The organism is Homoserinibacter sp. YIM 151385, from assembly GCF_027912415.1.
Lineage (GTDB): Bacteria > Actinomycetota > Actinomycetes > Actinomycetales > Microbacteriaceae > Schumannella.
This window is the reverse complement of record NZ_CP115175.1, coordinates 1,198,892-1,215,655: the sequence shown is the minus strand read 5'-3', so window position 1 is coordinate 1,215,655 and position 16,764 is coordinate 1,198,892. Positions and strand designations below refer to the sequence as shown.

Here is a 16,764-nt window from a genome sequence, read left to right as displayed (position 1 = left end):
CGAGGCAAGAGCGGCGCGAAATCAGGACAGCCCCCGCGCCCGGGCCGTCGTGCACGTTTCCGCGTCCGCGACCTCCTGAGGTCGCGCCGTCAACCCGCCAGCACTCCGCAGGCATCCAGCCGACCCGCCCCCGAACCCGACCGCCGGGCGTGCGTCCCCTGGGCGCGAGGTGGGCAGCCGCCGCGCGGCCCCGGCACCTGCGTAACGTCGCTTCTCCCACCCCATGAACATCGACCGGGAGGACCCCATGCCGCAGATCATCGAGACCATCGACGTCGACGTCCCCGTCCGCGCCGCCTACGACCAGTGGACGCAGTTCGAGGAGTTCCCGCGCTTCCTCGAGCACGTCGAGTCGATCACCCAGACCACCCCGACGCTCACCGCCTGGAAGATCAACATCGGCGGCCAGATCCGCGAGTTCGAGGCCGAGATCACGGAGCAGCACCCCGATGAGCGCGTCGCCTGGACGAGCACGGGAGGCGAGGAGGTCCACGCGGGCGTCGTCACCTTCCACAAGCTCGACGAGGCGAAGACCCGGGTGACGCTGCAGCTCGACTGGGAGGCGAAGGGTCTCCTCGAGAAGCTCGCCTCGGCGACCGGCGTCGCGACCCATGCCATCAAGGACGACATGGGCCACTTCAAGGAGTACATCGAGTCCAAGGGCAGCCCCGACGGCGCCTGGCGCGGCGACGTGCAGGCGTAGCCCGCACGCCGCGCCGACACCCCGACGCCCCGGATGCCGCGACACGCGCGCATCCGGGGCGTCGCCATGCTCGCGACACTTGTCGTTTACCTTCGAGCCACGCAGGGTCCGTACAGATTGAGGGCACCCCACCCGCCCTTTTCCTGGAGGACTCATGCCCGCATCCCGGCTCCTCGCCGGAGCTGCCGCGGTCGCGCTCGCGACCGGCGGCGGCCTGCTCGCAGCCGCCCCGGCCGCCGCGAACATCGTGGACCAGCCGACGACCGTCTCGGCCCCCGGTGCCCAGCTCAGCCTGAACCCGATCGGCACCTTCGAGACGGGCGTGTTCGACAAGTCGGCTGCCGAGATCGTCGCCTTCCACGCCAAGACGCAGCGCATCTTCACCGTCAACGCCGAGGCCGGTGAGATCGACGTCCTCGATGCGAGCGACCCGACGAAGCCCGTCCTCGTGGATGCGCTCGCCGGCCCCGCGGGCATGGTCGCGAACTCGCTCGCGATCCGCGCCGACGGCCTCGGTGTCGTCGCCCTCGAGGCGGCGGACAAGGTCGGCGACGGCCGGCTCATGTTCTTCGACGCGAACGACGCGCAGCTCGAGCAGCTCGGCTCCGTCACGGTCGGCGCCCTGCCCGACATGGTGACCATCTCGAAGGACGGCCGGTACGCGGTCGTCGCGAACGAGGGCGAGCCGGCCGACGACTTCTCCTCCGACCCGGAGGGCTCGATCGGCGTCGTGACGCTGCCGGCGAGCGGCACGGTCACCGCGCCCGCGCAGAGCGCGGTCCGCATCGCCGACTTCCACGACTTCGAGGCCGGCGGCCCGAAGACGCTCCCCGAGGAGGTCCGCGTCTTCGGCCCGACCCCGCACGGTGCCGACAAGCCCGTCTCGCGCAATCTCGAGCCCGAGTACATCGCGATCGACGGCGACACGGCGTACGCGGCGCTGCAGGAGGCGAACGCGGTCGCCGTCATCGACCTCGCCACCGCCGAGGTCCAGGAGATCTGGCCGCTCGGCGTCAAGGACCACGGCCTCCCGGGCAACGGCATCGACGCCTCGGACCGCGACCCCAACGGCGCCCCGGCGTTCAACATCCGCAGCTACCCGGGACTCAAGGGCATGTACATGCCCGACGGCCTCAACTCCTACACCTCGGGCGGGCAGACCTTCCTCGTCACGGCGAACGAGGGCGACGCTCGCGAGTGGGGCGAGTACAACGAGGTCTCGCGCGTGAAGGACCTCGGCAAGAGCGGCGTCGCGCCGGTCTGCGCCGACAGCCCGCTGTACGCCCAGCGCGGAGACGCGCTGCTCGGTCGACTCAACGTCACGACGGAGAACGGCCTCCGCGACGGCGAGAACTGCTATGAGGAGCTCTACGCCTTCGGCGGCCGCTCCTTCTCGATCTGGACCACCGGCGGCGAGCAGGTCTTCGACTCGGGCGAGGACTTCGAGCGCATCACCCACGAGGCGGCGCCGGAGTTCTTCAACTCGAACCACAGCGAGTCGAACCTCGAGGGCCGCAGCGACGACAAGGGCCCGGAGCCGGAGAACATGGCGATCGGCCGGATCGACGGCCGCACCTACGCGTTCATCGGCCTCGAGCGCGTCGGCGGCGTCATGGTCTACGACATCACGACCCCTGCGGACACCGAGTTCGTGACCTACCTCAACAACCGCGACTTCTCGGTCTCGGTCGAGGGATCCGCGGATGAGGCGGCCGCGCTGAAGGGCGCCGGCGACCTCGGGCCGGAGGGCCTCGCCTTCGTCTCCGCACCCGACTCGCCGACCGGCGCCCCGATGCTCGTCGTCGGCAACGAGGTCTCGGGCACGACGACGATCTTCGACATCCGGACGAAGGAGACGACCATCCAGCTCCTCGGCATCAACGACTTCCACGGCCGCCTCGAGGCCGCCGACAAGTCGGCCGGCGCCGCGGTGCTCGCGGGTGCCGTGAAGCAGCTCCGCTCGGAGAACCCGAACTCGCTGTTCGTGAGCGTCGGCGACAACATCGGCGCGTCCACCTTCACCTCGCTCTCGCAGGACGACAACCCGACGATCGACGCGCTGAAGGCGGCGGGGCTCGACGCCTCGGCGGTCGGCAACCACGAGTTCGACCAGGGCTACGCCGACCTCCGCGACCGCGTCATCCCGCGTTACGGCGACACGCGCTTCGCGCTCGGCGCCAACGTCTACGGGAGGGACGGCGAGCCCGTGCTCGACGAGTACTGGGTGAAGGAGATCGACGGCATCCGCGTCGGCGTCATCGGCACCGTGACCGAGCAGACGAAGGATGCGGTGTCGCCGGCCGGCATCACAGGCCTCACCTTCGGCGATCAGGTCGAGGCGGCGAATCGCGTCGCGGCCCAGCTCCGAGACGGGAATCCCGCGAACGGCGAGGCCGACGTGGTCGTGCTGCTCGCCCACGAGGGCTCCGCCTCGAAGGACTGTGCGGCGATCGCCGCCGAGGACACGGACTTCGGCGACCTCGTGCGCGACACCTCCGCGGATGTCGACGCGATCCTCTCGGGTCACACGCACAGCACCTACGCCTGCGCCATCCCGGTGCGGGGCTCGGACGTCCCGCGCCCGGTGCTCCAGGCGGCGCAGTACGGCGAGTCGCTCGACCAGCTCGAGCTCCGCGTCGACCGCGCGACCAAGCGACTCGTCTCGACCGAGCAGCGCATCCTCGCCCTCGCCGGCCAGGGCTACCCGGCTGACGCAGGCGTCGCGAAGATCGTCGACACGGCGGCGGCGCAGGCCGAGGTCGTCGGCGGCCGCACGATCGGGACCATCACGGGCGACATCGTCCGCGGCGGCACTCCGGCCGGCGCCGACCGCGGCGTCGAGTCGCGACTCGGCAACCTCGTCGCGGACATCCAGCTCTGGGCGACCTCGAACGACGACTTCGGCGGCGAGAAGGCGCAGATCGCGCTCATGAACCCGGGCGGCCTCCGCGACGACCTCATCGCGGGTCGCGGCGGCGCGGTCACCTACAAGCAGGTGGCGCTCGTGCAGCCCTTCGGGAACACGCTCGTCACGCTCGACCTCACGGGGGCGCAGCTCAAGCAGGTGCTCGAGGAGCAGTGGCAGCCCGCGGGCGCCTCGCGTCCGAAGCTGCACCTGGGCGTCTCGGCCGGCTTCACCTACGAGTACGTCGTCGACGCGCCCCGCGGCGCGCACGTGACCTCGATGGCGTACCGGGGCGAGCCGATCGCCGACGGCGACACCTTCCGCGTCGTGACGAACTCGTTCCTCGCGGCCGGCGGCGACGCCTTCGCTGGCTTCACGCAGGGCACCCGCGTGGCCGACACCGGGCAGACCGACCTCAACGCGACCCTCGGGTACTTCGCCGCGCACGAGCCGGTCTCGCCGGCTCCGCTCGGCCGCGCGAAGGTCGCCGACCCCGCCGCGTGGGTGAAGGTCGGGCTGTCGACCGACTCGCCCGTGCAGGGCGAGACCGTCCAGGTCGCGCTCTCGGGACTGACCCCGGGTCAGCAGGTCTCGGCCGTGCTGCGCTCCGAGCCCATCGTCATCGAGGCGATCCCGGCCGCATCCGCCGCGGGCACGACCGCGTTCGAGATCGCGATCCCGGAGGACTTCGAGGTCGGCTCGCACTCGCTGACGATCAGCTCGGCGGGCGAGACGCCGGTCGTGATCGACATGTCGGTCGTGTCGGCGCGCGCGGCGGCGGTCCCCGGCGACGGCTCCGGCGGAGGATCCGGCGGCGGCTCGGGCGCGGGCGGCGGCGACAGCGCGGCGGCGGCTGGCGACGGCCTCGCGGCGACGGGTGCCGACGCGGCGCTCCCGCTCGCGGCCGGCGCGCTCCTGCTCCTCGCGGGCGGCATCCTCCTGGCGGTTCGCCGCCTCCGCCGCGGCGCGCAGCACTAGCGCCGCCGCATCGAAGCGCCACCGGCACGATCCAGCGCCGGGGGCGCCGGACCCCACCAGGGCCTGGCGCTCCCGGCGCCTCGTCATCTCGGGGGCGTAGGGTGTCGTCCATGAGCCCACGCCCCCGCATCGCGCGACTCGTCGCGCCGATCGGGATGCTGCTCTCGGCCCTGCTGCTCGCCGGCGCCGTCGGCGCCTCGGCCGGCGACGGCGCCCCGGGACTCGGCCTCGGCATCGCCCTCGCGACGGCGGCCGCACTGGCGGCGGCGCTCGCCGCCCGCGCCGCGACCCGTGTCGCCGTGCCGCGGGCCATCCGCCTCGGTCACCGCGCCCGCGAGCACGTCGAGTCGCTCGACGAGCAGGCGCGTCCCGCGCACCCCGGCACCGCCGGCCGCGCGCGCCCCCGGGCCCCCGGCGCGCGTTGAGGGGCCGGCGCCCGCGCGGAGGACGCGCGAGGTCCTGACCGGTCCAGACGGCATCCCCTCTCCTCGGGATGCCGCGAGCGGCCTGCGCGCGCCACGGCGCCCAGCCGCGTCCGGCGTCCCGCGACCGCAAGGACAACATCATGGACCTCTTCTCGTTCCCGCCCATCGCGGCCGTCCTCGAGGCGGCCTACACCGGCCTCCACGCGCTCGGCCTCCTCGTCACCCCGGCCCTCGCGATCGTGCTCGTCACGCTCGCCGTGCGGGCCGCCCTCGTGCCGCTCGGGCGCATGCAGGTGCGCGCCGAGCTCGTCCGCCGGCGGCTCGCGCCGAAGCTGCGCGAGCTGCAGCGCCGCTACCGGAAGCGCCCCGAGGTGCTGCAGCGCAAGACGCTGGAGCTCTACCAGGAGGAGCGCACGAGCCCCTTCGCCGGCATCCTGCCCGCCCTCGCGCAGGCGCCGTTCCTGTCGGTGCTCTACGCGCTCTTCGTCATGCCGCAGATCGCCGGGCACCCGAACGCGCTCCTCGACGAGACGCTGCTCGGCGTGCCTCTTGGACGCAGCTGGCTGAGCCTCGTCGGCGACGGCGACTGGATGTCGGCCGGCATCGTCACGGCGCTGCTGCTCGTCGCCGGCACGACCGCCTGGTTCTCGCGGCGGCAGGCGCTGCGCTTCGCGGAGCCGCTCGTGCCGGGCGACGCGCAGAGCGAGCAGAGCCACCGCATGCTCCGGATCATGTCGTGGATGCCGTTCATGACCGTCGTGATCGCGGCCGCCGTCCCGCTCGCGGCGGCGCTCTACCTCGCGGTCTCCACGACCTGGACGCTCGTCGAGCGGACGCTCCTGCGCCGCTCGCTCGGCCTCCTGCCGCCCGAGGCGCCGGCCGCGGGCGCGCGCCCGCGGCCCGCCTGACCCGCCGGCCCGCCTGACCCGCCCGACCCGTCGAACGGGGCGCCGCACCGCCGAGCGAGGCGGATGCGGCGCCTCGCCCGGCATCGGGGCGGCGCGCTCGACGCGGCGCCGGCGCCGGGCGTACCGTTGGCGGCACCAGCCGCGGGATCGGATCAGGAGTCGGCGATGGATGAGACCTACCCCTTCACGAGCCTGCCCGTCCTCGAGACGGCGAGGATGCGGCTCGAGCCCCTCGGCCCCGCCCACTTCGACGACGTGTGGACGGCCCTCCACGAGCCCGAGACGCTGCGGCTGACGGGCACGCACGAGACCTTCAGCGAGGACCGCATCCGCGCGTGGCTCCGCGACCTCCCCGGCACGCCGCACCGCGCCGACTGGGCGATCGTGGAGGCGCACACCGAGGAGTACCTCGGCGAGGTCGTCCTCAACGACCTCGACGCGCACAACAGCAAGATGGGTTTCCGGATCGCGCTCGCCGGGCCCGCCGCGTTCGGCCGCGGCTACGGAACGGAGGCGGCCCGCGCCGTCGTCGACCACGGCTTCGACCGCATCGGCCTGCACCGCATCGAGCTCGAGGTCTACGCCTTCAACCGGCGGGCCCGCCGCTCCTACGAGAAGGTCGGCTTCGTGGAGGAGGGGCGGATGCGCGATGCGCTGCTCTGGGAGGGCGAGTGGGCGGACGCGATCCTGATGTCCGTCCTCAGCTCCGACCCGCGGCCGCGCTGACCCGCCGCGCACGGCCCACCGCCGCCCGCGTCTCGGCCCCCGGCGCTCGAGTGGCGTAGCGTCGGGGCATGCCCGCCGCCCGCCCCCGAGCCGTCGCGCTCGCGGCCCTCGCCGACCTGCTGCTCGTCGCGGCCTTCGTCCTCATCGGGCGGGCGAGCCACGAGCGGGGGGATGCCGTGCTCGGCTTCCTGGGGACCTTGTGGCCCTTCGCCGCCGGGCTCGCCCTCGGCTGGCTGCTCGCGCGGGCGTGGCGCTCGCCGCGGGCGCTCGGGCCGATCGGCCTCATCGTGTGGGCGGCGACGGTCGTCATTGGCCTATTGCTGCGGCTCGCGGCCGGTCAGGGGGTGCAGCCGAGCTTCGCGATCGTGACCGCGCTCGTGCTCGGGGCGTTCCTGCTCGGGTGGCGGGGCGTCGCGGCGCTCGTCGCGCGCCGTCGACCGGCTGAGACGGCGACCCGCGGCGGCTGACGCCGAGGCCGAGCATCTGAGCCGCACGACGGCGCGGCGCCCCCGCGGCCCTAGCGGCGGACGAGCGCGACGCGCCAGCGGGGCGTGCGCGGCGGCGCCGACGGGAGCGCATCCCGATCCCAGTCCTTCACGACCGCCCAGCCGAAGGCGACGATCGGCACGGCGAGCACGGCCCCCGTGATGCCGCCGAGGATCGTGCCGCCGGTGAGGGCGACGAGGATCACGAGCGGGTGGATCTTGAGCGACTGGCCCATCACGACCGGCTGCAGGAAGTTGCCCTCGAGCTGATTCACGAGCACGACCACGCCGACGACGATGACGGCCGCGAGCCAGCCGTTCGCGACCAGGGCGACGACCGCCGCGAGGATGCCGGCGACGGTCGCGCCGACGATCGGCACGAAGGCGCCGACGAAGACGATGACCGAGAGGGGCAGCGCGAGCGGCACCTGGAGGATCGCGAGGCCGATGCCGATGCCGAGCGCGTCGACCGCGGCGATCGTCGCGGTGCCGCGGACGTAGCCGCCGAGGACGCGGATGCCGGTCCGGCCGACGCGCTCGCCGCGCGCGCGGCGAGCGCCGCGGAAGGGCCTCAGGAAGAAGGCCCAGATGCGGTCGCCGTCCTTGAGGAAGAAGAACAGGATCGTGATCGTCAGGACGAGCCCGGTCACGAACTCGCCCGCCGCCGACAGCCCGGCGACCGCGCCCGAGCCGAAGGAGCTCGAGGTCAGGAACCCGACGGCGTCTGCCTGGATCTGCTCGACGTCGATCGACTCGAGGTCGAGGTCGAAGGGCAGGTCGAGCGACAGCGCCCATGCCTGCACCTTCTGGAAGCCCTGCACCGCGGACTCCTGCAGATCGCCCCACTGCCCGCGCACCGCGAAGACGACGAGCGTCACGAGCCCGCCGATCACGACGATGCCGCCGAGGAGCGTGATCCAGGCGGCTCCCATCGCGCCGACGCCGCGACGCAGCCACCCCACGAGCGGCGCGGCCGCGCAGGCGAGGATCGTCGCGATGAGCAGCGGGATCACCACGAGCCGCAGCTGCACGAGGGCGAAGACCGCGCCGGAGGCGAGGATCAGGATGGCGATGATCTGGAGGCTGCGGATGCTCCACCGGCCGAGGCGGTCGGTGAGGAGCCCCCGGAGGCTCGGGCGTCCGGTGCCGTGGTCGTGCTCGTGCGTCATGGCGGACTCCTACTGTCGGGCGCGGAGGCGGATGCGGGGCTGACGGCCGGAGGGGTCGCGGTCCAGCTCGACGAGGCTGTTGCGCTCGGCGACGAAATCCTGGAACGAGCCGTGGCCGAGCGGCTTCTCGGCGAAGGCCGGGTTGAGGCGCAGCATCTGGTTCTTCACCTCGCCGAGCGTCATCCACTCGTCGTCGGTCTGCTTGTCGCCGATGAGCCGCATGGCGCGGACGAGGAGGCGGGTGGCGGCCTTCGGGGTGATGCGCTCGCCCGCGGGGTGCTCGGCGGGGGCGCCGGCCTCGGTGCCCGCGGCATCGTCGACCGCGGCGGCATCCGCGGGCTCCTCCGCGCTCGCCGGGGCCGAGGAGACTCGACGGGCCGCCGCGCCGCCGCGGCCGCGGCTTCCGGCCGGGGGCGTGCCGGCGGCGGCCTGCGTCGCCGCGATCTCCGCCGCATCCTCCTCGTCGAGCAGGTCGTCGTAGACGGCGAACTGGTCGCAGGCGGCCTTGAGGGCGACGCTCGTCGAGCCCTCGATCCCGATGCCGACGACGAAGCGGCCGAGCCGCTTCGCGCGCTGGGTGAGCGCGATGTAGTCGGAGTCGCCCGCGACGATCACGACGTGCGTGATGTCGGGCAGGCGGAAGAGGTCCTCGACGACATCGACCGAGAGGCGGATGTCGGCGCCGTTCTTGCTCTTCGACACGGGGAAGAGCTGCGTGAGGTCGACGGCCCGGTCGATCAGCTGCCGGCGGTAGTCGGCGTTCGCGCCGATCGACCAGTCGGCGTAGGCGCGGCTGATCGCGACCGTGCCGAAGGAGGACGCGTAGTCGAGGATCGCGCCCACGTCGACCTGCGCCTGCGCGAGCTTCGGGCGGGTCGCGGCCGTCACGCCGCCGTGGATCTGGTCCTTGCGCCAGGCGTCGCGACCGTGCACGAAGTCGTAGTGCGAGATGACGATGTTGTCGAAGTCGATGTAGACGGCGACGCGCGGGGTCACGGGGGAGGCCATGGCATCCATCCTGTCGTGGATCGGCCCGCGCCGGGCGTCGGCGTGCGGGGAGCGGCGAGGCTCAGTCGAGGAGCTTCGGGCTGTCGCCCCCCTGCTCGCCCTCGGACTCCTCGATCTCCTCGATCGTCTCCCGGTCGGCGCCGCCCTGCTGGTTGAGGCTCGACTGGATGTCGTCCGACTGCCCGGTGTCGACGAGGTCGCCCGCCTCCGCGCTGTCGGACTGGTTGCCGGTGCTGTTCTCGCCGTCGCGTTCCATGCCGCAAGACTCCCATCCGCTCGCGGGCCGCGCCCGCATCCCGCCGCCCTTCCCAGCCGACGTGGATGCTGGGGCGCGTCTCAGCGCGCGTCGCGGTCGACCGGCACGAGACGCACCTCGTGGAGTCGGCCCGCCTCGGCTCGCGCCGTCATCATCGTGCAGACCGGCTGGCGACGGCGATCGGAGGGGGAGCCGGGGTTGAGCAGGCGAAGGCCGCCCGGTGCGAGGGAGTCCCAGGGGATGTGGCTGTGCCCGAACACGAGGACGTCCGTCTCCGGGTAGGCGGCCGCGCACCGCGCCTCCCGGCCGGCGGCGGGCCCCGTCTCGTGCACGACGGCGATCCGCACGCCCTCGATCTCGGCGCGGGCGACCTCCGGCAGCCGCGCGCGCAACTCGGCGCCGTCGTTGTTGCCCCAGACGCCGAGCAGCCGGGCGGACCGCGCCTCGAGCTGGTCGAGCAGCGCGACCTCGACCCAGTCGCCGGCGTGGATCACGACATCCGCCTCGTCGACTGCACGCCAGAGCTCCGAGGAGAGCCCGCGCGCCCGCGCCGGCACGTGCGTGTCGGCGATGAGCAGCAGTCGGGCGCTCACGCTCAGGGCTCGGTGATGAAGCCCTGCTCGAGCATGAAGTCGTAGGCGACGTCCGCCGGCTCCTCGCCGCCCTCGTCGACGCGGAGGTTGAGCTGCCGCATCGTCTCGTCGTCGAGCGCCGGGGTGACCTGCGCGAACACGTCGGCCAGCCCCGGGTACTCGTCGAGGGTCGCCGTATGGAACACGGCGGAGACGTTGTAGGCGGGGAAGAAGCTCTCGTCGTCCTCGAGCACCGTGAGGTCGAGGCTGTCGATGCGGCCGTCGGTCGTGAAGACCTCGCCGAAGTTGCAGGCGGCGCCCTTGTCGGTCGCCGTGTAGACGGCGCCCGTGTCGTAGATCGCGACGTTCTCGTCGGGCACGCCGTCGGCGCTGCCGCGCGGGATGCCGTAGGTCTCGAGCATCGGGTTGAGCCCGTCGGCGCGCGAGTTGAACTCGGGCTCGACGCAGATCGTGCGCTCCTCGACCGGCAGATCGGCGATGTCGGAGAGCTTCGAGACGCCGAGCTCCTCGGCCGCCTCCGAGCGGATCGCGAGCGCGTAGGTGTTGTTGAGCGGGGCGGGCTCGAGCCAGGTGAGGCCGAGCTCGGCGTCCGCCTCCTTCACGGCATCGAACTGCTCCTGCTTGTCCGGGATGCCCGTCTCCTCGCCGAGGTAGGTGAGCCACGCGGTGCCCGTGTACTCCCAGGTCACGTCCGCGCCGCCGTCGAGCATGAGCTGGCGGACCGGCACGCTGCCCGGCACGTTGGTGAGGTCGGTGACGTCGAAGCCGGCCGCCTTCGCGGTGATGACGCCGATCTTGCCGAGGATGAGCTGCTCGGTGAAGTTCTTCGCCGTCATGGTGATGGCGGCGTCCTCGGGCAGCCCCTCGATGGGCTCGATCGAGCCCGGTCCGACCTCGGGGACGTACGCGGTCGCGGGCTGGAGGCCGCAGCCGGCGAGCCCCGCGATCGTCAGCCCCGCGAGGGCGGTGGCGGCGGCGGTGCGCGCCGCGCGACGGCGCTGGCGGTTCGCAGTGGGCATGATCAGAGTCCCTTCGGGCGTGCGATCTCCTCGACGACGCGGCCGAGCCAGTCGATGAGAAGGGCGAGCAGCGCGATGATGACGGCGCCGACCACGAGCACGTTGATGAGGTAGAGGTTGACGCCCGTCACGATGAGCAGGCCCAGCCCGCCGCCGTTGACGAAGGCGGCGAGGGCCGCCGTGCCGACGAGCAGGACGAGGGCCGTGCGGATGCCGGAGAGCATGACGGGGACGGCGAGCGGCAGCTCGACGCGGAGCAGCACGGCGCCCGCGCTCATGCCCATGCCGCGTCCGGCCTCCACGAGCCGGTCGTCGACGCCGCGGATGCCGATCATCGTGTTCCGCAGCACCGGCAGCGCCGCGTAGAGCACCAGCGCGACGACCGAGGCCCAGAAGCCGGAGGTGATGTACACCGCGAGGAGCACGATGAGACCGACCGCCGGTGCCGCCTGGCCGAAGTTCGCGACCGCGAGGATCGGCGCCGCCGCCCGCCGGAACGGCCTGCGGGTGAGGAGGATGCCGAGCGGGATCGCGATGGCGAGCACGATGATCGCCGAGACGAAGGTGAGGCGCAGGTGCTCGAGCGTCGCGCCCCAGAGCGCGGCGGGGGCGAGCGTCCCGCGCTCGGTCGCGGTGAGCGGCGCGACGAGCAGCCAGATGATCACCGCGGCGAAGACCGCCGCGATGCCGACGATCTGCCAGATGAGGCCCTTCCACGCGCCGAGGCCCCGGCCGCGCTTCGGCTTCGAGGGGCCGTCGCCGGCCGTGCCGGTCGCGGAGAGCGCGCCGTCGATCGTCGCGGTGCTCACTGCTCCGCTCCCGCCTCCGCGGCCTGCCGCTCGGCGACCGCCCCGACCGTGCCGATGGGCCCGGTGTTCATGCCGACGGGCGCATCTGCGGCCGCCTCGGACGCGGCCTCGCGTGCGGCGCGGATCGCATCCATGACCGTCTCGACGGTGATGACGCCGAGGAAGCGGTCGCGCGAGCCGGTCACGAGCGCGGCGCCCGCGTTGGAGGTGAGCATGGTGTCGAGCGCGTCGTTGAGGGTCGCGCTGCGGCTGACGACGGGAAGCGCGGGGTCGGCGTCCGCCGAGAGCGTCTGGATGCGGGAGAGCTGGCGGCGGCTCGGCCAGCTGAGCGGGCGCTCCTTCGCGTCGAGCACGACGGCGTGGCCGTGGCCCGCCTCGGTGATCTTCGCGAGGACGTCCGCACCGGACTCGCCGGGGGAGGCGGTCACCGCCTCGGCGACCTCGACATCCCGGACGCGGCGGAGGGTGAGCTGCTTGAGGCCCGCGCCCGAGCCGATGAAGTTCTCGACGAACTCGTCGGCCGGCTCCGCGAGGATCCGCTCGGGGGTGTCGTACTGCACGATGCGCGCGCCCTCGCGGAAGACGACGATCCAGTCGCCGAGCTTCACGGCCTCGTCGAAGTCGTGCGTCACGATCACGATCGTCTTCTGCACCTCCTCCTGGATGCGGATGAGCTCGTCCTGGAGGCGCTGCCGGGTGATCGGGTCGACCGCGCCGAAGGGCTCGTCCATGAGGAGCACGGGCGGGTCGGCGGCGAGCGCTCGGGCGACTCCGACCCGCTGCTGCTGGCCGCCGGAGAGCTCGCGGGGGAAGCGGTCGCGGTAGGTGTCGGGGTCGAGCGAGACGAGCTCGAGCAGCTCGTCGACGCGCGCCGCGATGCGGGCCTTGTCCCAGCCGAGCATCTTCGGCACGAGCGCGATGTTCGCCGCGACCGTCATGTGCGGGAACAGCCCGCCGGCCTGGATGACGTAGCCGATCCGGCGGCGCAGCTCGTCGCCGTCGATGGAGGTGACGTCCTCGTCGCCGAGGATGACGCGGCCCTCGGTCGGCTCGATGAGCCGGTTGATCATCTTCAGCGTCGTCGTCTTGCCGCAGCCGGAGGGGCCGACGAGCATGACGACCTTGCCGGCCGGGATCTCAAGCGTGATGCCGTCGACCGCGGGCTTCTCCTGCCCCGGGTAGCGCTTCGTGACGTTGTCGAGGCGGATCGCCTTGCCGGTGATGCCGGACTCGACGGCGGTGGTCTCGATGGTGGTGTCAGACACGGATGCCTCTCGGGGTCGTGAGCCGGCCGATGCCGACGAGGATGAGGTCGAGGACGAGCGCGAGCAGGATGACGCCGACGATGGCGACCACGATCGACTCGGTCGAGTTCGCGCCGCCGAGCCGCGAGAGCCCGGAGAAGATGAAGCCGCCGAGGCCGGGCCCGAGCACGTAGGCGGCGACCGCCGCGATCCCCATCACCATCTGCGCGGAGACGCGGATGCCGGTGAGGATGACGGGCCAGGCGATCGGGAGCTCCACGCGGAAGAAGGTGCGGGCCCGGCTCATCCCGATGCCGCGCGCCGATTCGACGAGCGAGCGGTCGACGCCGGTGAGCCCGACGATCGCGTTGCGGAGGATGGGGAGCACCGCGTAGAAGGTGACGACGACGACCGCCGGCGCGACGCCGAAGCCGAGCGGGGCGACGAGCAGGCCGATGAAGGCGAAGGCGGGGATCGTGAGCCCGATCGCCGAGATGCCGTTCGCGATGCCGGCGGCGGTGCGGCTGCGGTAGACGAGCGCCGCGATCCCGATCGCGAGCAGCGTCGCGATGACGACGCACTGGGCCACGAGGCTGAAGTGCTGGGCCGATCCGAAGGCGATCTGCTCGAATCTGCTGCCGAGGAATTCCAGCATGCTGCGCATCACCATCCGTGTCTGCTCGCGCGTTCCGTCCACGCCCCGGCGGCGGCCGGAGGCGTGTTCGAGGCTAGCGAGCATCTCGGGCGGGCGACGGGACGGGCCCGTCGTCTGAGGTGCTCAGGCGGTGCTCAGGCTGCGCTCATCGCTCTCAGAATGGCTGATGAGAGGTGTATTGGCCGGGTCACCGCGGTTCCCAGGCAGTACGGAGGTTCGACGGGCCCCTACGCGACGTCGACGTCGAGGGTGACGATGATGTTGCCGCGGGTCGCGTTCGAGTACGGGCACACCTCGTGCGCCGCCTCCACGAGCGAGCGGGCCTCCTGCTCGGAGACGCCCGCCATCTCGACGCGCAGCGCGACCTCGAGGCCGAAGCCGCCGCCGTCGCGCGTGCCGATCCCGACCTCCGCCGTGACGGCCGTGTCGCTCGGCGCGAGCTCGAGGCGCTTCGCCTGGCCCTTGAGCGCGGAGTGGAAGCACGCGGCGTAGCCGAGCGCGAAGAGCTGCTCGGGGTTCGTCGCCCCGCCGGGGCCGCCCATCTCGACGGGCGTCGCGAGCTGCACCTCGAGGATGCCGTCGCTCGTGCGCGCGCTCCCGTTCCGTCCGTCGCCGATGCTCGTCGCCACTGCCGTGTACTGGATGTCCATGCCTCCAGTGTGCCCGGCGCCGCCGACGTCACGCTGGGTGCCGCCTCCGCGCCGCGGGACGTCAGCCGAGTCCGGATGCCGCCCCGGGCGCGTCGCGGATCATCTCGAGGTCGACGCCGTCGTCGCCGAGCGGACGGAAGCCCGCCCGCTCGTAGAGGCGCCGGGCGCGGCTTCCGACGAGCACCTGCAGCCGGTGCGGGAGGCCGCGGCCCGGCTCCGCGAGCACCGAGGCCAGGATCGCCGAGCCGATGCCGGCGCCCTGCACGCGGGCCGGGAGGTAGAAGTGCTCGATCCACGTCGCGTCGACCTCGGGGCGGACGCCGATCAGGCCGATGCGCTCGCCGTCGAGCTCGACGACACGCGTTCCCTCGGGCCGGTAGGCGCCGAGGAAGCGACGGCGCACCCGGGTCTCGTCGTAGCGGCCGAGCCGCTCGAGGTCGGGGCGCATGACCTGGGCGCGGAGCTCCGCCATCCACCCCGCGTCGTCGGGGCGCGCCGGGGTCAGCCGCCATCCCTGCTCGTGCATGTCGTCCTCCTGGATCGGATCCGGGGACTCTGCCACGGCGGGCCACGGAAGGCGAATCAGACCGACAGGTGACGTCTGCTCGGCTTCGAGTTGCCCCGCCCCGACCGCGGCTGGCAGGATCGCCGAGGCCGCAACCGAGGAGAGGACCCCGCATGACCCGGATCCGAGTCGTCGGCGCGCTCGTCTCGGCCGCGCTCGCAGCCGGCCTGGCCGGCTGCTCGGCCGCCGGGCCGGGGCCGGCCTCGCCCGTCGACCTCGACGAGCCCGGATCCCGGGCGCCCGCGCCGGACCCGTGCGGGCGCGAGGAGCTGCTCGGCGGTGCGGAGGTCGCCGGGCCCGAGCTCGCCGACTGCGTCTCGGCAGCGGTGCTGGAGGCCGGGTCCGGCCGCGTGACGCAGCAGTACCGGGGCTGGGACGCGCTGTTCGACGGCGAGGGCGCCTTCTCGACGCGCGACGGCCAGCGCCTCCGCATCGACTTCTATGACGGGCGCGGCGGCCTCGTGATCATCGACGACGAGGCCTGGTACGACGACACCATGGGATGGGTGAAGGCCGACCCGACGGGGGGCCCGCGCGAGATGATCGCCGAGATGGCGGCCGAGACGGTTCGCGCCGTCGCCTCGCCCGAGGCGAATCGCGATGTCATGGCGATGTTCGACACCTGGCTCGTCGCGGGTCCCGAGACGGTCGAGCTGCCGGACGGCGAGCGGGTCGAGGGCATCCGTGTCGACGCCGTCGGCGAGCGCGATCTCGGCGACGGCAACCGCCTGAGCTCGGTGTCCTTCGTGCTCGACGAGCGGATGCGCCCCGTCACGGCCAGCGCGGCATCCTCGCTCCTCGACGTCACGGTCGTGGTCGATCAGACCTTCTCCGACTGGGGCGCCGACATCGCGATCGAGCCGCCCGTCTAGTCCGCGGACGGCTCCGTCAGGAAGGCGACCGCCGCATCCCGGAAGACCCGCGAGGTCGGCGCGTTGAAATGGTCCCGGCCCGGGATCTCGAGGAAGCGGCCCGCGGGCAGCGCCGCGGCGAGCCCGCGCGACTGCTCGAGGATGCGGTCCTCGGCACCCGTCGCGATGAGGACCGGCTGGCGCGGCGGATCGGCCGGATCCGGCTGCGGGCCGCCGCGCATCCCCTCGACGAGCGAGACGAGCGCCTCGAGGTCGTTGCCGCGGATCCCCGCCGCCATCTCGAGGTAGGTGCGCGTGAGCCGGTCCCCGAGCGGGGCGCCGTCGGCGAGGTGCGCCCGCGCGCCGGGCACGTCGAACCGGGTGAGCGGGTCGCCGTCGGGGATGCCGCCGAGCACCGCCCGCCGGATCCGCGTGGGCAGCTCGAGCGCCGCGTGCCAGCCGACCCGCGCGCCGAGCGAGTAGCCGAGGAGGTCGACCTCATCGAGCAGGTGGTCGTCGAGCACGCGGAGCAGATCGTCGACGAGCTGCGGCATCGAGTAGGCCGCGGGCTCGTGCGGATGGTCGCTCGCGCCGTGCCCGCGCTGGTCGAGGGCGAGCACCCGGACGCCCGCGCGGCCGAGATCCCGGAACCAGCCCGTCGCCATCCAGTTCGCGAGCCCGCTCGAGGCGAAGCCGTGCAGTGCGACGACGACCGGCGCGCCATCCGGCCCGCCCGTGTCGTAGGTCGCGAGGCGGCGGCCGTCGGAGGTCATGACGATGCGGGGCGGGGGAGCGTCGGCGAGCACGGGCACGGA

The 16,764-nt window shown here is 73.1% G+C and carries 18 protein-coding genes; 7 read left to right on the top strand and 11 right to left on the bottom strand.

Annotated features, from left to right (window positions below):
- Positions 1 to 247 precede the first annotated feature (247 nt).
- The 6 genes from OF852_RS05950 (at position 248) to OF852_RS05925 (ending at position 7,112) form a co-directional block, all read left to right on the top strand.
- Positions 248 to 703: an SRPBCC family protein gene (locus OF852_RS05950; protein WP_271121125.1), complete on the top strand. Its 456-nt coding sequence runs from the start codon at positions 248 to 250 to the stop codon at positions 701 to 703.
- 154 nt (positions 704 to 857) lie between these two features.
- Positions 858 to 4,586 (top strand): choice-of-anchor I family protein, encoded by a 3,729-nt coding sequence (locus tag OF852_RS05945; RefSeq protein ID WP_271120879.1) that lies wholly within the window; start codon positions 858 to 860, stop codon positions 4,584 to 4,586.
- Positions 4,587 to 4,696: 110 nt separating this feature from the next.
- The gene (locus OF852_RS05940; RefSeq protein WP_271120878.1) at positions 4,697 to 5,011 is read left to right on the top strand and encodes a hypothetical protein; all 315 of its coding nucleotides are present in this window, start codon (positions 4,697 to 4,699) and stop codon (positions 5,009 to 5,011) included.
- A gap of 140 nt (positions 5,012 to 5,151) precedes the next feature.
- Positions 5,152 to 5,919, top strand: a complete 768-nt coding sequence (locus tag OF852_RS05935; protein WP_271120877.1) for a YidC/Oxa1 family membrane protein insertase — start codon at positions 5,152 to 5,154, stop codon at positions 5,917 to 5,919.
- A 165-nt stretch (positions 5,920 to 6,084) separates the two neighbouring features.
- Positions 6,085 to 6,645, top strand: a complete 561-nt coding sequence (locus OF852_RS05930) for a GNAT family N-acetyltransferase (RefSeq protein ID WP_271120876.1) — start codon at positions 6,085 to 6,087, stop codon at positions 6,643 to 6,645.
- A 68-nt stretch (positions 6,646 to 6,713) separates the two neighbouring features.
- Positions 6,714 to 7,112, top strand: coding sequence for a DUF3054 domain-containing protein (locus OF852_RS05925; protein ID WP_271120875.1), 399 nt, complete (start codon positions 6,714 to 6,716; stop codon positions 7,110 to 7,112).
- 50 nt (positions 7,113 to 7,162) lie between these two features.
- Here OF852_RS05925 and OF852_RS05920 read toward each other — a convergent pair whose 3' ends face one another.
- From OF852_RS05920 to OF852_RS05875, 10 genes are all read right to left on the bottom strand, one after another.
- The gene (locus OF852_RS05920; RefSeq protein ID WP_271120874.1) at positions 7,163 to 8,299 is read right to left on the bottom strand and encodes an AI-2E family transporter; all 1,137 of its coding nucleotides are present in this window, start codon (positions 8,297 to 8,299) and stop codon (positions 7,163 to 7,165) included.
- A gap of 9 nt (positions 8,300 to 8,308) precedes the next feature.
- Positions 8,309 to 9,307: an NYN domain-containing protein gene (locus OF852_RS05915; protein WP_271120873.1), complete on the bottom strand. Its 999-nt coding sequence runs from the start codon at positions 9,305 to 9,307 to the stop codon at positions 8,309 to 8,311.
- Positions 9,308 to 9,368: 61 nt separating this feature from the next.
- Positions 9,369 to 9,563: a hypothetical protein gene (locus OF852_RS05910; protein WP_271120872.1), complete on the bottom strand. Its 195-nt coding sequence runs from the start codon at positions 9,561 to 9,563 to the stop codon at positions 9,369 to 9,371.
- 80 nt (positions 9,564 to 9,643) lie between these two features.
- Positions 9,644 to 10,156: a metallophosphoesterase family protein gene (locus OF852_RS05905; RefSeq protein WP_271120871.1), complete on the bottom strand. Its 513-nt coding sequence runs from the start codon at positions 10,154 to 10,156 to the stop codon at positions 9,644 to 9,646.
- Positions 10,157 to 10,158: 2 nt separating this feature from the next.
- Positions 10,159 to 11,175: a glycine betaine ABC transporter substrate-binding protein gene (locus OF852_RS05900; protein WP_271120870.1), complete on the bottom strand. Its 1,017-nt coding sequence runs from the start codon at positions 11,173 to 11,175 to the stop codon at positions 10,159 to 10,161.
- Between the two features lie 2 nt (positions 11,176 to 11,177).
- The gene (locus OF852_RS05895; protein ID WP_271121124.1) at positions 11,178 to 11,870 is read right to left on the bottom strand and encodes an ABC transporter permease; all 693 of its coding nucleotides are present in this window, start codon (positions 11,868 to 11,870) and stop codon (positions 11,178 to 11,180) included.
- Positions 11,871 to 11,980: 110 nt separating this feature from the next.
- Positions 11,981 to 13,249: an ABC transporter ATP-binding protein gene (locus OF852_RS05890; RefSeq protein ID WP_271120869.1), complete on the bottom strand. Its 1,269-nt coding sequence runs from the start codon at positions 13,247 to 13,249 to the stop codon at positions 11,981 to 11,983.
- Complete coding sequence (locus tag OF852_RS05885; protein WP_271120868.1) at positions 13,242 to 13,883, bottom strand: ABC transporter permease; 642 nt, start codon at positions 13,881 to 13,883, stop codon at positions 13,242 to 13,244. Before OF852_RS05885 ends, OF852_RS05890 begins: the two co-directional genes overlap by 8 nt.
- 227 nt (positions 13,884 to 14,110) lie before the next feature.
- Entirely contained in the window at positions 14,111 to 14,533 is a 423-nt protein-coding gene (locus tag OF852_RS05880; protein ID WP_271120867.1) for an organic hydroperoxide resistance protein, read from the bottom strand.
- A gap of 61 nt (positions 14,534 to 14,594) precedes the next feature.
- Positions 14,595 to 15,059, bottom strand: a complete 465-nt coding sequence (locus OF852_RS05875) for a GNAT family N-acetyltransferase (RefSeq protein WP_271120866.1) — start codon at positions 15,057 to 15,059, stop codon at positions 14,595 to 14,597.
- A gap of 152 nt (positions 15,060 to 15,211) precedes the next feature.
- Here OF852_RS05875 and OF852_RS05870 point away from each other — a divergent pair, with 152 nt between their 5' ends.
- Entirely contained in the window at positions 15,212 to 15,970 is a 759-nt protein-coding gene (locus tag OF852_RS05870) for a hypothetical protein (RefSeq protein ID WP_271120865.1), read from the top strand.
- Here the strand turns inward: OF852_RS05870 and OF852_RS05865 are convergent.
- A complete protein-coding gene (locus OF852_RS05865) occupies positions 15,967 to 16,761 on the bottom strand; it encodes an alpha/beta fold hydrolase (protein WP_271120864.1) in 795 nt (264 codons plus the stop codon). The genes OF852_RS05870 and OF852_RS05865 overlap by 4 nt on opposite strands.
- Positions 16,762 to 16,764: the final 3 nt, after the last annotated feature.

Coding starts and splice junctions, on each gene's coding strand:
- OF852_RS05885 (WP_271120868.1), bottom strand. CDS start 13,883: ATGCTGGAATTCCTCGGCAGCAGATTCGAGCAGATCGCCTTCGGATCG.
- OF852_RS05935 (WP_271120877.1), top strand. CDS start 5,152: ATGGACCTCTTCTCGTTCCCGCCCATCGCGGCCGTCCTCGAGGCGGCC.
- OF852_RS05910 (WP_271120872.1), bottom strand. CDS start 9,563: ATGGAACGCGACGGCGAGAACAGCACCGGCAACCAGTCCGACAGCGCG.
- OF852_RS05880 (WP_271120867.1), bottom strand. CDS start 14,533: ATGGACATCCAGTACACGGCAGTGGCGACGAGCATCGGCGACGGACGG.
- OF852_RS05930 (WP_271120876.1), top strand. CDS start 6,085: ATGGATGAGACCTACCCCTTCACGAGCCTGCCCGTCCTCGAGACGGCG.
- OF852_RS05945 (WP_271120879.1), top strand. CDS start 858: ATGCCCGCATCCCGGCTCCTCGCCGGAGCTGCCGCGGTCGCGCTCGCG.
- OF852_RS05925 (WP_271120875.1), top strand. CDS start 6,714: ATGCCCGCCGCCCGCCCCCGAGCCGTCGCGCTCGCGGCCCTCGCCGAC.
- OF852_RS05920 (WP_271120874.1), bottom strand. CDS start 8,299: ATGACGCACGAGCACGACCACGGCACCGGACGCCCGAGCCTCCGGGGG.
- OF852_RS05870 (WP_271120865.1), top strand. CDS start 15,212: ATGACCCGGATCCGAGTCGTCGGCGCGCTCGTCTCGGCCGCGCTCGCA.
- OF852_RS05875 (WP_271120866.1), bottom strand. CDS start 15,059: ATGCACGAGCAGGGATGGCGGCTGACCCCGGCGCGCCCCGACGACGCG.
- OF852_RS05940 (WP_271120878.1), top strand. CDS start 4,697: ATGAGCCCACGCCCCCGCATCGCGCGACTCGTCGCGCCGATCGGGATG.
- OF852_RS05900 (WP_271120870.1), bottom strand. CDS start 11,175: ATGCCCACTGCGAACCGCCAGCGCCGTCGCGCGGCGCGCACCGCCGCC.
- OF852_RS05915 (WP_271120873.1), bottom strand. CDS start 9,307: ATGGCCTCCCCCGTGACCCCGCGCGTCGCCGTCTACATCGACTTCGAC.
- OF852_RS05950 (WP_271121125.1), top strand. CDS start 248: ATGCCGCAGATCATCGAGACCATCGACGTCGACGTCCCCGTCCGCGCC.